At 67.3% G+C, this 13,324-nt stretch carries 13 protein-coding genes; 6 read left to right on the forward strand and 7 right to left on the reverse strand.

The features are described 5' to 3' along the window. The 4 genes from GAS53_RS10820 to GAS53_RS10835 form a co-directional block, all read right to left on the reverse strand. Nucleotides 1-446: LppU/SCO3897 family protein (locus tag GAS53_RS10820; RefSeq protein ID WP_151477328.1), on the reverse strand; the 446-nt coding region annotated here is incomplete at its 3' end. 115 nt (nucleotides 447-561) lie between these two features. Continuing rightward, complete coding sequence (locus tag GAS53_RS10825) at nucleotides 562-1,827, reverse strand: MFS transporter (RefSeq protein WP_151477267.1); 1,266 nt, start codon at nucleotides 1,825-1,827, stop codon at nucleotides 562-564. Nucleotides 1,828-1,951: 124 nt separating this feature from the next. After that, a complete protein-coding gene (locus tag GAS53_RS10830; RefSeq protein WP_151477268.1) occupies nucleotides 1,952-3,034 on the reverse strand; it encodes an inositol-3-phosphate synthase in 1,083 nt (360 codons plus the stop codon). 44 nt (nucleotides 3,035-3,078) lie between these two features. Further along, on the reverse strand, nucleotides 3,079-3,762 hold the full coding sequence (locus GAS53_RS10835) for a PadR family transcriptional regulator (protein WP_151477269.1): 684 nt from the start codon (nucleotides 3,760-3,762) through the stop codon (nucleotides 3,079-3,081). A gap of 373 nt (nucleotides 3,763-4,135) precedes the next feature. Here GAS53_RS10835 and GAS53_RS10840 point away from each other — a divergent pair, with 373 nt between their 5' ends. Further along, entirely contained in the window at nucleotides 4,136-6,838 is a 2,703-nt protein-coding gene (locus GAS53_RS10840; RefSeq protein WP_151477270.1) for a transglycosylase domain-containing protein, read from the forward strand. 126 nt (nucleotides 6,839-6,964) lie between these two features. After that, nucleotides 6,965-8,470, forward strand: a complete 1,506-nt coding sequence (locus tag GAS53_RS10845) for a glycosyltransferase family 87 protein (protein WP_151477271.1) — start codon at nucleotides 6,965-6,967, stop codon at nucleotides 8,468-8,470. A gap of 93 nt (nucleotides 8,471-8,563) precedes the next feature. Here GAS53_RS10845 and GAS53_RS10850 read toward each other — a convergent pair whose 3' ends face one another. The 3 genes from GAS53_RS10850 to GAS53_RS10860 all read right to left on the reverse strand — a co-directional run bounded on the left by GAS53_RS10850 (nucleotide 8,564) and on the right by GAS53_RS10860 (nucleotide 11,309). Further along, the gene (locus GAS53_RS10850; protein WP_151477272.1) at nucleotides 8,564-9,595 is read right to left on the reverse strand and encodes an alanine racemase; all 1,032 of its coding nucleotides are present in this window, start codon (nucleotides 9,593-9,595) and stop codon (nucleotides 8,564-8,566) included. A 65-nt stretch (nucleotides 9,596-9,660) separates the two neighbouring features. Beyond that, nucleotides 9,661-10,782 (reverse strand): peptidoglycan bridge formation glycyltransferase FemX, encoded by a 1,122-nt coding sequence (gene femX, locus GAS53_RS10855; protein WP_151477273.1) that lies wholly within the window; start codon nucleotides 10,780-10,782, stop codon nucleotides 9,661-9,663. Nucleotides 10,783-10,994: 212 nt separating this feature from the next. Continuing rightward, nucleotides 10,995-11,309 carry a hypothetical protein gene (locus GAS53_RS10860; RefSeq protein ID WP_151477274.1) on the reverse strand — a complete coding sequence of 105 codons (315 nt, stop codon included), beginning with the start codon at nucleotides 11,307-11,309 and terminating at the stop codon, nucleotides 10,995-10,997. Between the two features lie 276 nt (nucleotides 11,310-11,585). On the opposite strand from GAS53_RS10860, the gene rpsF reads away from it, so the two are divergent. The 4 genes from rpsF to rplI all read left to right on the forward strand — a co-directional run bounded on the left by rpsF (nucleotide 11,586) and on the right by rplI (nucleotide 13,318). Beyond that, the gene (rpsF, locus tag GAS53_RS10865; RefSeq protein ID WP_004950685.1) at nucleotides 11,586-11,876 is read left to right on the forward strand and encodes a 30S ribosomal protein S6; all 291 of its coding nucleotides are present in this window, start codon (nucleotides 11,586-11,588) and stop codon (nucleotides 11,874-11,876) included. Nucleotides 11,877-11,953: 77 nt separating this feature from the next. Beyond that, nucleotides 11,954-12,559: a single-stranded DNA-binding protein gene (locus tag GAS53_RS10870; RefSeq protein ID WP_151477275.1), complete on the forward strand. Its 606-nt coding sequence runs from the start codon at nucleotides 11,954-11,956 to the stop codon at nucleotides 12,557-12,559. 57 nt (nucleotides 12,560-12,616) lie between these two features. Next, nucleotides 12,617-12,853, forward strand: coding sequence for a 30S ribosomal protein S18 (gene rpsR / locus GAS53_RS10875; RefSeq protein ID WP_003949403.1), 237 nt, complete (start codon nucleotides 12,617-12,619; stop codon nucleotides 12,851-12,853). 18 nt (nucleotides 12,854-12,871) lie between these two features. Then, the gene (rplI, locus tag GAS53_RS10880) at nucleotides 12,872-13,318 is read left to right on the forward strand and encodes a 50S ribosomal protein L9 (protein ID WP_054236454.1); all 447 of its coding nucleotides are present in this window, start codon (nucleotides 12,872-12,874) and stop codon (nucleotides 13,316-13,318) included. Nucleotides 13,319-13,324 lie beyond the last annotated feature (6 nt).

A 13,324-nucleotide genomic window follows, 5' to 3' on the forward strand; every position in this document is an offset into this window, starting at 1 on the left:
GAGTACTCCGACAGGCAGAGGGTGAAGTCGCTGCCGCCACCGGTCTCGGTGTACTCGGCGTACTTGGTGCGGTCGCAGCCCGAGTCGTCGCTCTTCTTGTCCTCGACCTTGTACGCGGCTTTGGAGTTGCTGCAGTCCACGACCTCGAGCTCCGGGTCCGTGGCGCTGTCCGGGTTGCCGATGCTCATGCAGTCGCCGACCTTGGCGGCCTGGGCGTCGTCCCGGCTCGCCAGGTAGCCGGCGCCGGCGACTATGAGGGCGATGACGACGATCCCGACGCGCAGGTACTTCTTGAAGCCACGCTTCGGCTGCTGGGGCGGGACCGGGGTGTACGGCGCGGCCGGCTGCTGCGGGTGGCCCTGCGGCGGCTGCTGACCGTACGGGTTCCCCTGGGGCGGCTGCCCTTGAGCGAACGGGTTCTGGCCCTGGGGCGGCGGAGTGGTCACTTGGGGGTCCCCCTTGAACGTAGGAGCGCGTGGCGCGAAATAAGACGCACGTAAGCTACCGGCCGCCACTGACAACTCTGTAGTCCAAAGGGGCTCTGTGGCATTGATGTGACACTTACTGCAGTTCAAAGCGGACCATAGCCGCAGCAACTGCCCCGTAGATAACGGCGACCGTGACCACCAGCGGGACTGAGCGGCCGTCAGGAGGCAGCATCAGGGCGGCCACCGCGGCGGCGCCGACGAAGGCGACGTTGAACAGGACGTCGTACACGGCGAAGATCCGGCCACGGAAGCCGTCGTCGACGGACGACTGGACCACGGTGTCCGTGGCGATCTTCGCGCCCTGGGTGGTCAGGCCCAGGACGAAGGCCGCGATCAGTATGGGGACTTCGGCGAACGGCAGGCCGAGCGCCGGCTCCAGAACCGCCGCGGATGCGGCACAGGCGGTGATCCAGCCGATGGGCCCGAGTCGGCCGGCCACCGCCGGGGTCAGCACGGCCGCGGCGAAGAAACCCGCTCCGGAGATCCCCACGGCCAGGCCGAGTAGGGCGAGCCCGTCGTCGTCCGGGCCGGACGACCAGGCGTACCGGCAGAGCATCAGCACCATGACCGTCAGGGCGCCGTAGCAGAACCGCATCAGCGTCATCGCGGTCAGCGCCCAGACGGCCTCCCGTCGTGCGGGCTCGGCGAGATGCCGTACGCCCGCCGTCAGGCCGCGCGCCGTGCCGACCAGTGCCGCCTTCAGCCGTGGCTGTACCAACTCCTGGTCGGGGCCGAGCAGTTCAGGTGCCAGGCGCAGCGAGGCGAGCGCGGAGCACACGTAGAGCGCCGCTCCGACGAGGATGACCACCGCATCGGAGTCCGAGGCGACGAGGCGTACGACGAAGGCGAGACCGCCGCCGACGGTCGCGGCCAGCGTTCCGGCCGTGGGCGACAGGGAGTTGGCCATCACCAGGCGGTCGGGGTCGACGACGCGGGGCAGCGCGGCGGACAGGCCCGCCAGGACGAAACGGTTGACCGCGGTGACACAGAGCGCGGACGCGTAGAAGAGCCAGTCCGGCACACCGCTCAGCATCAGGACGGCCGTCAGGGAGGCCAGCAGCGCCCGCAGGAGGTTCCCGTACAGAAAGACCTGCCGGCGTCGCCAGCGGTCCAGCAGGACGCCCGCGAACGGGCCGACGAGGGAGTACGGGAGCAGCAGGACCGCCATCGCGGAGGCGATCGCGGCCGCCGATGTCTGCCTCTCCGGCGAGAAGACGACGTACGTGGCGAGTGCGACCTGATAGACCCCGTCAGCGCCCTGCGACAGCAGCCGTACGGCGAGCAGGCGCCGGAAGTTCCGGAAGCGCAGGAGTACGCGCAGGTCACGTACGACAGCCATGGGACACAGCCTCACATACGGGGAGGGTCCCCGGGCGCACGACCCGGGGACCCTCAACAGAGCTCAGCGCAAGGACGCTCGGCGCGCGGCGCTGTGTCTCGCCGGCGCACCGAGCTGTGTCGCGCTAGCGCTCGACCTCGCCCTTGATGAACCTCTCGACGTTGTCGTAGGCCTCGTCGTCGAAGTACTGGACCGGCGGGGACTTCATGAAGTAGCTCGACGCGGAGAGGATCGGACCGCCGATACCGCGGTCCTTGGCGATCTTCGCGGCGCGCAGGGCGTCGATGATGACACCCGCCGAGTTCGGGGAGTCCCAGACCTCGAGCTTGTACTCCAGGTTCAGCGGGACGTCGCCGAAGGCACGGCCCTCGAGGCGGACGTACGCCCACTTGCGGTCGTCGAGCCAGGCGACGTAGTCGGACGGGCCGATGTGGACGTTGTCGGCGCCCATGTCGCGGTCGCGGATCTGCGAGGTGACGGACTGCGTCTTCGAGATCTTCTTGGACTCGAGGCGGTCGCGCTCCAGCATGTTCTTGAAGTCCATGTTGCCGCCGACGTTGAGCTGCATGGTGCGCTCGAGACGGACACCGCGGTCCTCGAACAGCTTCGCCATCACACGGTGCGTGATGGTGGCGCCGACCTGCGACTTGATGTCGTCGCCGACGATCGGGACGCCCGCCTCGGTGAACTTGTCCGCCCACTCCTTGGTACCGGCGATGAAGACCGGCAGGGCGTTGACGAAGGCGACCTTGGCGTCGATGGCGCACTGGGCGTAGAACTTCGCCGCGTCCTCGGAACCGACGGGCAGGTAGCAGACGAGGACGTCGACCTGCTTGTCCTTGAGGATCTGGACCACGTCGACCGGGGTCTCGGCGGACTCCTCGATGGTCTCGCGGTAGTACTTCCCGAGGCCGTCGAGGGTGTGGCCGCGCTGGACCGTGACGCCCTTGTTCGGGACGTCGCAGATCTTGATGGTGTTGTTCTCGCTGGCCCCGATGGCGTCCGAGAGGTCGAGGCCGACCTTCTTCGCGTCGACGTCGAAGGCGGCGACGAACTCGACGTCACCCACGTGGTAGTCGCCGAACTGGACGTGCATCAGACCCGGCACCTTGGACGCCGGGTCGGCGTCCTTGTAGTACTCGACGCCCTGCACCAGCGAGGCGGCGCAGTTGCCCACGCCGACGATGGCTACGCGAACCGAACCCATTCCGGTTGCTCCCTGTGTGTACTCGGTGAAGTCCTGAGCGGACTTCACATGGCAGTGTCATCGGACGGATCCGGCCCGGGAGTGTCCCCGGGCCGGGGCAGGCCGCCCGACTCCCCAGATGTGCTGTCCTGCTGAGCGGCGCCGTCGGATCCGGGACGCCGCTGGTCCCGTCCGGCCCGCTCGCTCTCGATGAGCTCGTTCAGCCAGCGCACTTCGCGCTCCACGGACTCCATTCCGTGGCGCTGGAGCTCAAGGGTGTAGTCGTCGAGGCGCTCCCGGGTGCGCGCCAGAGAGGCACGCATCTTCTCCAGGCGCTCCTCGAGACGGCTGCGGCGGCCTTCGAGGACCCGCATCCGTACGTCCCGCGACGTCTGGCCGAAGAAGGCGAAGCGAGCAGCGAAGTGCTCGTCCTCGTACGCGTCGGGACCCGTCTGTGAGAGCAGGTCCTCGAAGTGCTCCTTACCTTCCGCCGTCAACCGATAGACGATCTTGGCGCGGCGCCCTGAGAGTGGCGCCGCGAGGGCGTCCTCGGGGGTGTTCCCCGATTCCTCGATCAACCAGCCGTTGGCGACCAGCGTCTTGAGGCAGGGGTAGAGCGTTCCGTAGCTGAACGCACGGAACACACCCAGTGACGTATTGAGGCGTTTGCGCAGCTCATAGCCGTGCATCGGGGACTCGCGGAGCAGGCCGAGAACAGCGAACTCGAGGATCCCGGAACGCCGGCTCATCGTCGCCTCCTCTCTGCCGCGGTCTTGCCGTGACGGTCTTTATGCCGAGCTGATGTATCGACTCGATACATCAGCACGATAGATCGGTCCTCTGTCTGCGACAAGAGGGGGCACGGTGAACGGCGTCACATCACAGATTCTCAGGAAGCAAGTTGCCTGTTTTGGGGTGAACTTCGGCCTAGGCGGGTTTTGACGGTGCGTAGTCTGTGCGCCATGCAAACCACCGGGAACCGAGTGACGCCTGGGGACGTCCTCGTCCTCGGTGCAGTACGGGTGAATGCAAGAACGACCGCATCCGTACTTCGGGGGGACCGGAAACCAGCCGCCGTTTCCAGGCGCGCTCAGGTGCGCCTGCCCGAGGAGTAATCGTTCGATGAGCGAGCACCGTCGCAAATCGCCGCAGCCGCAGGGCGGCGGACGTGCCGCGGCCCGACGCGGCCAGACAGGGTCGTCCTCTGGCCGCCGTGCGGCACCGCGTGGCGCCACCGGGTCTCCTTCCGCCTCGTACGACTCGGGGGGTGAGGAGCGCCCGTTCGGTAGCCGTGCCGAGGCCCGGCGGGCGGCGCAGAGAAGCAGCAGCGGCGGAGGCAGGCGCAGAGCCGCCGACGGCGCGGGACACGGCGGCCACGGTGGTGGCGGCCGCCGCGGTGGTCCCGGCGGGCCGAACGGGCCTGGGCGGGGCCGAGGGCGTGGGTCCATGCCCGAGAGGAACCGGATCATCGACTATCCGCGCGCGGGCAAGTACGGCTGGGCGCGTTGGGTGCCCTCGTGGAAGCTTGTGACGGGTACGTTCATCGCCTTCTGCGGCAGCATGATGGCCGTGGCCGGTATCGCGTACGCCATGGTGGGCGTGCCGGACATCGCGGCGGCCGCGAAGGCGCAGAACAACGTCTACTACTGGTCCAACGGCAAGCCGATGGTGTCCACCGGCGGTGAGACCAACCGCCAGAACATCAAGTACGAGCAGATTCCCAAGTCGATGCGGTACGCCGTCATGTCGGCCGAGAACAAGACGTTCGAGACCGACAAGGGCATCGACCCCATGGGCATCGGCCGAGCCCTCTTCAACATGGCCAGGGGTGGCGACACGCAGGGCGGCTCGACCATCACGCAGCAGTACGTGAAGAACGCGATGCTCAACGACCAGTCGCAGACGCTCTCCCGGAAGTTCAAGGAACTGCTCGTCTCCATCAAGGTGGGCCGCAGCGAGCCCAAGGAGAAGGTCATGGCGGGGTATCTGAACACCGCCTACTACGGCCGCTCGTCCTACGGCCTCCAGGCGGCCGCGCGTTCATACTTCGGCAAGGACGCGACCAGCCTGAACGCGAGCGAGTGCGCCCTCCTCGCAACCGTGCTGAAGGGCGCCACGTACTACGACCCCGCGGGGCAGACGGAGATCGACCCGGCCGCCACGCGCGAGGCCAACACGGAGAGGGCCACGAAGCGCTGGAGCTGGATCCTCACCGAGATGGTCAAGGACGGGCATCTGTCGGCCACGGAACGGTCCAAGTACACAAAGCTGCCCAAGCTCCAGAACCCGCGGTCCAGCGATGAGCTGGGCGGTCAGATCGGCTACCTCGTCGACCTGGCCAAGGGCTACGTCATCAACAACACCGAGATCACCGAAGAGCAGCTCCGGCAGGGCGGCTACGAGATCCACACGACCTTCGACAAGAAGAAGGTCGAGGACCTCGAGAAGGCCGTGAAGAAGGTCCGCGAGGAGAACATCAACGAGAAGAAGCGTCCGAAGACGGACAAGTACGTCCAGTTCGGCGGGGCCTCCGTGAACCCGGAGAACGGCGCCATCGAGGCCATCTACGGCGGTGAGGACGCCACCAAGCACTTCACCAACAACGCCGACGAGACCGGTGCCGCGGTCGGTTCGACGTTCAAGCCGTTCGTCTTGGCGGCCGCGATGCAGGACGGCAAGCGCAACCCCGATCTCGGGGAGTCCCAGGCGCAGGACGAGCGCACCAAGGTGTCGCCAGACAGCTTCTACAGCGGCAAGAACAGGCTCAAGATCCGGGAATACGACGGTGACGTCTGGAAGAACGACAAGGGCAAGGAGTGGCTCCAGGCCAATGACGACGACGAGTCGTACGGCAGTCCGCCGAACTACCGGATTGATCTACGTGAGGCCATGAAGGTCTCGGCGAACTCCGCCTTCGTGCAGCTCGGCATGGACGTCGGTCTGGACAAGGTGAAGCAGGCAGCCGAAAACGCCGGCCTCAGGGAGAGCAGTCTGACGGGTACCACCTTCCCGTCCTTCTCCATCGGTATTTCCGACCCCAGCACGATCCGGATGGCCGGCTCGTACGCGACGTTCGCGGCCAGCGGTGAACAGAACGACCCGTTCTCGGTCAAGGAGGTCAAATACGAAGGGGACATGGTGTTCAAGCACAAGTCCCAGCCCAAGTCGGCCTTCACGGAGAAGGTTGCCGACAACGTCACCGACGTCCTGAAGACCGTCGTCGAGGAGGGAACTGGTACCTCGGCGCAGCTGGACGATCGTGAGGTGGCCGGCAAGACCGGTACGACGGACGGTAACAAGTCCGCCTGGTTCGTCGGGTACACGCCGCAGCTCTCGACCGCGATCAGCATGTACCGCATGGACGACGACGAGACCAAGAAGCGCGAGTTCCTGGAGATGTACGGCACGGGTGGCCAGAAGACGATTCACGGCGCCTCGTTCCCGGCCGAGATCTGGCACGACTACATGGAGCAGGCGCTCAAGGGCGAGAAGCCCATCGACTTCCCCGAGGCCACGCCCATCGGTGAAGTGGTCAATGACGTTCCGAGCCCGAGCGTGATCCCCACGCCCACCGAGTCCGAAGAGGAACCGGTTGAGCCCACGCCGACGCCCAGTGAGCCCCAGGCCTCTCCCTCGCCCTCGGTGAGTGAGACCTGCAACAACCCGTTCGACCCCAACTGCGTCGACACGGGCGGTACTGACACGGGCGGAACGGACAACGGCGGTACAGACGGAGGGGTGACCGCCTCGCCAACGGAATCCGACGACAGCGGAAATTCCAGAGGCAACGGCAACGGCGGCCTCTTCGGAGGATCGACCGGGTAGCCGCCTCCGCGGGTGTTTCACGTGAAACATCCACAGTGGATGTTTCACGTGAAACGAGGGCCGTCGCACCGACTCGGTGCGACGGCCCTCGGCGTATTCCTAGACGCGTACGGCAGGATGTGCGGCATGCCCAGTGCAGAAACGACGCGAACGAGCGTGCACGAGCCAGATCTGGTGCGGCCGACCAAGGAGGACCCGGTCGCCACGACCGGCAGTGAACTGTTCGGCGGTCCTCTCGGACGCCGCGCGCTGCTCGGGACGTCCTGGTGGACCCCCGTACGCGTCATCGCGCTCGTCGCGATCGGCATGTTCGCCCTCGGCATGGTGCAGAAGCTGCCCTGCTACGACGGAGCCTGGTTCTTCGGGGCCAGCTCGCAGTACACGCATGCCTGCTACTCGGACATCCCGCACCTCTACCAGGGGCGGGGCTTCGCCGACGGGCTCGTGCCGTACTTCGACAAGCTCGAGGGCGACATGGAGTACCTCGAGTACCCGGTCCTGACCGGCGTGTTCATGGAGGTCGCTGCCTGGCTGACACCGGGGAGCGGCAGCATCCAGGACCAGGAGCAGGTCTACTGGATGGTCAACGCCGGGATGCTGATGGTGTGCGCTGCCGTCATCGCGGTCTGCGTGACCCGCACCCACCGGCGGCGGCCCTGGGACGGCCTGCTGATCGCTCTGGCGCCCGCCGTCGCGCTGACCGCCACCATCAACTGGGACCTGCTGGCCGTCGCTCTGACGGCCGCCGCGATGCTGATGTGGTCGCGGGGCCGCACCCTCGCTTTCGGCGTCCTGCTGGGGCTCGCAACGGCCGCCAAGCTCTATCCCGTCCTGCTGCTCGGGCCGCTGTTCGTGCTGTGCTGGCGTGCCGGCAAGTGGCGGGAGTTCGGCACCGCCCTGCTCGGTGCCGCGGGCTCCTGGCTGATCGTGAACCTTCCGGTCATGCTGCTCGCGCCCGAGGGCTGGTCGAAGTTCTACACGTTCAGCCAGGAGCGCGGCGTCGACTTCGGCTCCTTCTGGCTGATCCTGTCCCAGCGCATGGAGAGCCCGCTCGCCACCGACACCGTCAATGCGTTCGCCACGGTGCTCATGCTGATCTCCTGTGTGGGCGTCGCGGCACTCGCGCTGACCGCTCCGCGCAGGCCGCGCTTCGCCCAGCTGGCGTTTCTGATCGTCGCGGCCTTCATCCTCACCAACAAGGTCTACTCACCGCAGTACGTGTTGTGGCTGGTCCCCCTCGCCGCGCTGGCCCGCCCGAAATGGCGGGACTTCCTGATCTGGCAGGCCTGCGAGGTCGCGTACTTCCTCGGGATCTGGATGTACCTCGCGTACACGACCAGCGGCGACGCCCACAAGGGACTGCCCGAAGAGGGGTATCAACTGGCCATCGCCGTCCACCTGTTGGGGACGCTGTACCTGTGCGCCGTGATCGTGCGCGACATCTTCATGCCGGAGCGGGACGTGGTGCGCCGCTCCGGTGACGACGATCCGTCGGGCGGTGTCCTGGACGGCGCGGAGGACGTCTTCGTCCTGGGCGCCGCGGCCCATCCGCCCCGGCACGCGGCGCACTTCGACGGGCCGTACGTGGAGTGGGGCAGCGGCGGCGAATCGCAGCGGAGGAGTTCGCCCTGAGCGAACAGGGCATGGGCGAGTCATGCAGAAGGCCGTACCCGGATTCGCGGGTACGGCCTTCTGCATGACTGCGGGGACTTGGTGTCCCCTTGGTCAGCGCTCCACGATGCGGTCGAACTGTGTGGTGGTGTGCCGCAGATGGGCCACCAGCTCCTCGCCGACCTTCGGCTCCGGGGCGTCCGACGGCACGAAGAGGATCGAGACCTGCATGTGCGGGGGCTCCGCGAACCAGCGCTGCTTGCCGCCCCAGACGAACGGCGAGAGGTTCCGGTTGACCGTGGCGAGGCCGGCCCGGGCGACGCCCTTGGCGCGCGGCATGACGCCGTGCAGGGCCTTCGGAGCCTCAAGGCCCACCCCGTGCGACGTCCCGCCCGCCACGACCACCAGCCAGCCGTCCGATGCGACCTTCTGCTGGCGGTAGCCGAAGCGGTCGCCCTTGGAGACGGGCGTGACGTCCAGGACGGCTCCGCGGTACTCCGTCGCCTCGTGGTCGCCCAGCCACAGCCGGGTGCCGATGCGGGCGCGGAAGTGTGTCTGCGGGAACTGCTGCTGCAGCCGGGCGAGCTCCTCGGCCTTGAGGTGGCTGACGAACATGGTGTGCAGCGGCAGCCGGGCCGCGCGCAGCCGGTCCATCCAGCCGATGACCTCCTCGACGGCGTCCGAGCCGTCGGTGCGGTCCAGCGGCAGGTGGATCGCGAAGCCCTCGAGCCGCACGTTCTCTATGGCGGCGTGGAGCTGGGGCAGATCGCGCTCGCTCACACCGTGCCGCTTCATGGAGGACATGACCTCGATGACGACGCGGGCGCCCACGAGGCCGTAGACCCCGTCGACCGACGACACGGAGCGGATGACCCGGTCGGGCAGCGGCACGGGCTCCTCGCCCCGTCTGAACGGCGTCAGCACCAACAGGTCGCCGCCGAACCAGTCCTTGATCCGCGCGGCCTCGTACGTCGTGCCGACGGCCAGGACGTCGGAGCCCATGCGGGTGGCCTCGTCCGCGAGCCGCTCGTGGCCGAAGCCGTAGCCGTTGCCCTTGCAGACGGGGACGAGCCCTGGGAACCGCTCGGACACGTGCTTGTGGTGCGCCCGCCAGCGCGCGGTGTCGACGTAGAGGGTGAGCGCCATGGCCGGACCTGGAACCTTTCTCGTGGCTGCGGTGTATCAGAGGTATGAAGGCGAATTCTGGTGCGTCAGCGGCGCGACATGTAGATGTCGAGCGCCTTGTGGAGCAGCTTGTTGAGTGGGAAGTCCCACTCGCCGAGGTATTCGGCGGCCTGCCCGCCGGTGCCCACCTTGAACTGGATGAGGCCGAAGAGGTGGTCGGTCTCATCCAGCGAGTCGGAGATGCCGCGCAGGTCGTAGACGGTGGCGCCGAGCGCGTAGGCATCGCGCAGCATCCGCCACTGCATCGCGTTCGAGGGCCGGACCTCACGCCCGATGTTGTCGGAGGCGCCGTAGGAGTACCAGACGTGCCCACCGACGACCAGCATCGTCGCGGCGGACAGGTTCACCCCGTCGTGCCGGGCGAAGTACAGCCGCATGCGGTTGGGGTCCTCGGTGTTGAGGGCCGTCCACATACGCTGGAAATACGAGAGCGGGCGGGGCCGGAAGTGGTCGCGCACAGCGGTGATCTCGTAGAGGCGCTGCCACTCCTCCAAGTCGTGGTAGCCGCCCTGGACGACCTCGACGCCGGCCTTCTCGGCCTTCTTGATGTTGCGCCGCCACAGCTGGTTGAAGCCCTTGTGGACGTCCTCCAACGACCGGTTGGCAAGCGGCACCTGGTAGACGTAGCGGGGCTGTACGTCGCCGAAGCCGGCTCCGCCGTCCTCGCCCTGCTGCCAGCCCATGCGGCGCAGCCGGTCGGCGACCTCGAAGGCGCGCGGCTCGATGAAGTCGGCCTCGATGTCGCGCAGGCGCTTCACGTCCGGGTCCTGGATGCCCTTCTTGATCGAAGCGGCCTCCCAGCGCCGGATGATCACCGGAGGACCCATCTTCACGGAGAAGGCGCCCTGCTGCTTGAGGTGCGCGAGCATCGGATCCAGCCATTCGGTCAGATTCGGCGCGAACCAGTTGATGACCGGGCCCTCGGGCAAATAGGCGAGGTAGCGCTTGATCTTGGGCAACTGCCGGTACAGCACAAGACCCGCGCCGACCATCTCGCCGGTCCTGTCGTCGAACCATCCGAGGTTCTCGGAGCGCCACTCCGCCTTGACGTCGGCCCATGCCGGGACCTGCATGTGACTAGCCGCGGGCAGACTCTGGATGTACGCCAGATGCTGCTCTCGGCTGATGGTCCTCAGGGTCAGACTCATTCGGGGCGCTCCTCGGGCTGGTGTGTCCCCATGGGTACAGGGGCTCCGGCTCTCGCGCCGAAGCCTACTGCGCCCTGCGAGCGCCCCGTCTGGCCGTATGGAACCTTGGCCCCGGCCGATACGCGGCCGGGGCGCCTGGAGGTGTTGTCCGGCCATGGGGCCGGGAGTTGGGAAAGCCGCGGGCCGACGGCTCCCGTGGACCCAAGCGGCGGTCAGCCGATGACGCCGCCGAAGAGCCCGCCGTGCGCCATGCCGAGGAGGAAGCCGACGCCCGCGGCACCGAGACCCAGGATCAGCCCGAAGCGTTCCCTGGTCGTCACGGAGACGAACTGCCCGGCGGCCCCGGTGAGGATGCCCACCAGCCCCGTCCATGAGCTGAGCAGATGGAGGTGGTGGAACATCGCCGTGGTGAAGGAGACCGCTCCGAGCACCAGCGTCACGGCGAGCAGGGTGTCCTGGAGCGGATGGGGCTTGTGGTCGGTGGCGAGCAGGGAACCGACGGTGTTGGGTCGCAATGCCTGTGCCATGGGGCACCTCCTGCGGAAGGCGGCGCATCGTAGCGCCATACACACCCGATGTGTACAGATTGACGGTCCCCGGCCCCCGATTTCAACCGGAAGCCGGTGTGCGGGTAGTCTGTACCGTCTGCACCGGTGTCTGCCCAGGCCACGACACGATCCCCCGCTCAGTTCGCTGATCGGCGGGCCCGATTGTCAGTGGCGGCCGATACCGTTGCGTACGCATCACAACCCTCCTGCCACGGAACGACCGTGGCCGTTGAGTCCAAAGGAGGTGGGTTCCACATGCGTCACTACGAGGTGATGGTCATCCTCGACCCCGATCTCGAGGAGCGCGCTGTCTCTCCGCTGATCGAGAACTTCCTCTCCGTCGTCCGCGAGGGCAACGGAAAGGTCGAGAAGGTCGACACCTGGGGCCGTCGTCGTCTCGCGTACGAGATCAAGAAGAAGCCCGAGGGCATCTACTCGGTCATCGACCTGCAGGCCGAGCCTGCGGTCGTCAAGGAGCTCGACCGCCAGATGAACCTGAACGAGTCGGTCCTCCGGACCAAGGTCCTCCGTCCCGAGACCCACTGAGCTTTCCGCTCAGCTGATCTCGGACAACGAGTAGCAGCACAAGCAGCCAGCAGCAAACCCGCCGAGAGGTTCCCCCAATGGCAGGCGAGACCGTCATCACGGTCGTCGGCAATCTTGTCGACGACCCCGAGCTGCGCTTCACCCCTTCCGGTGCGGCGGTCGCGAAGTTCCGCGTCGCGTCCACTCCCCGCACCTTCGACCGTCAGACCAATGAGTGGAAGGACGGCGAGAGCCTGTTCCTGACCTGCTCGGTCTGGCGTCAGGCGGCGGAGAACGTCGCCGAGTCGCTCCAGCGAGGCATGCGCGTCATCGTGCAGGGCCGGCTGAAGCAGCGGTCCTACGAGGACCGTGAGGGCGTCAAGCGCACGGTCTACGAGCTGGACGTCGAGGAAGTCGGCGCCAGCCTGAAGAACGCCACGGCCAAGGTCACCAAGACCACCGGTCGAGGCGGCCAGGGCGGTTACGGCGGCGGTGGCGGCGGCCAGCAGGGCGGCGGCTGGGGCGGAGGCCCCGGCGGCGGTCAGCAGCAGGGCGGCGGCGCTCCCGCCGACGACCCCTGGGCGACCAGCGCTCCTGCCGGCGGCGGCCAGCAGGGCGGCGGCGGTGGCTGGGGCGGAAGCTCCGGCGGCTCCGGCGGCTCTGGTGGTTCTGGCGGCGGCTACTCGGACGAGCCCCCCTTCTAGCCCCAGGGCTGAGGGTGGGCCGTACCCACACTTCTTGATCACACAGGAGAAACACCCATGGCGAAGCCGCCTGTGCGCAAGCCGAAGAAGAAGGTCTGCGCTTTCTGCAAGGACAAGGTCACGTACGTGGACTACAAGGACACGAACATGCTGCGGAAGTTCATTTCCGACCGCGGCAAGATCCGTGCCCGCCGCGTGACCGGCAACTGCACGCAGCACCAGCGTGACGTCGCCACGGCCGTGAAGAACAGCCGTGAGATGGCGCTGCTGCCCTACACCTCCACCGCGCGATAAGGGAAGGGTGACCGACACATGAAGATCATCCTCACCCACGAGGTCTCCGGCCTCGGTGCCGCGGGCGACGTCGTCGACGTCAAGGACGGTTACGCTCGCAACTACCTGATCCCGCGGAACTTCGCGATCCGCTGGACCAAGGGCGGCGAGAAGGACGTCGAGCAGATCCGTCGTGCTCGCAAGATCCACGAGATCGCGACCATCGAGCAGGCCAACGAGATCAAGGCCCGCCTCGAAGGCGTCAAGGTCCGCCTGGCCGTCCGCTCCGGCGACGCCGGTCGTCTCTTCGGTTCCGTCACCCCGGCCGACATCGCCTCGGCGATCAAGGCTTCCGGTGGCCCCGAGGTCGACAAGCGCCGCATCGAGCTGGGCTCGCCCATCAAGACGCTGGGCGCCCACGAGACGTCCGTGCGTCTGCACCCCGAGGTTGCCGCCAAGGTCAACATCGAGGTCGTCGCGGCCTGACCGCTG

This window comes from Streptomyces albicerus (assembly GCF_008905045.1).
GTDB lineage: Bacteria > Actinomycetota > Actinomycetes > Streptomycetales > Streptomycetaceae > Streptomyces > Streptomyces albicerus.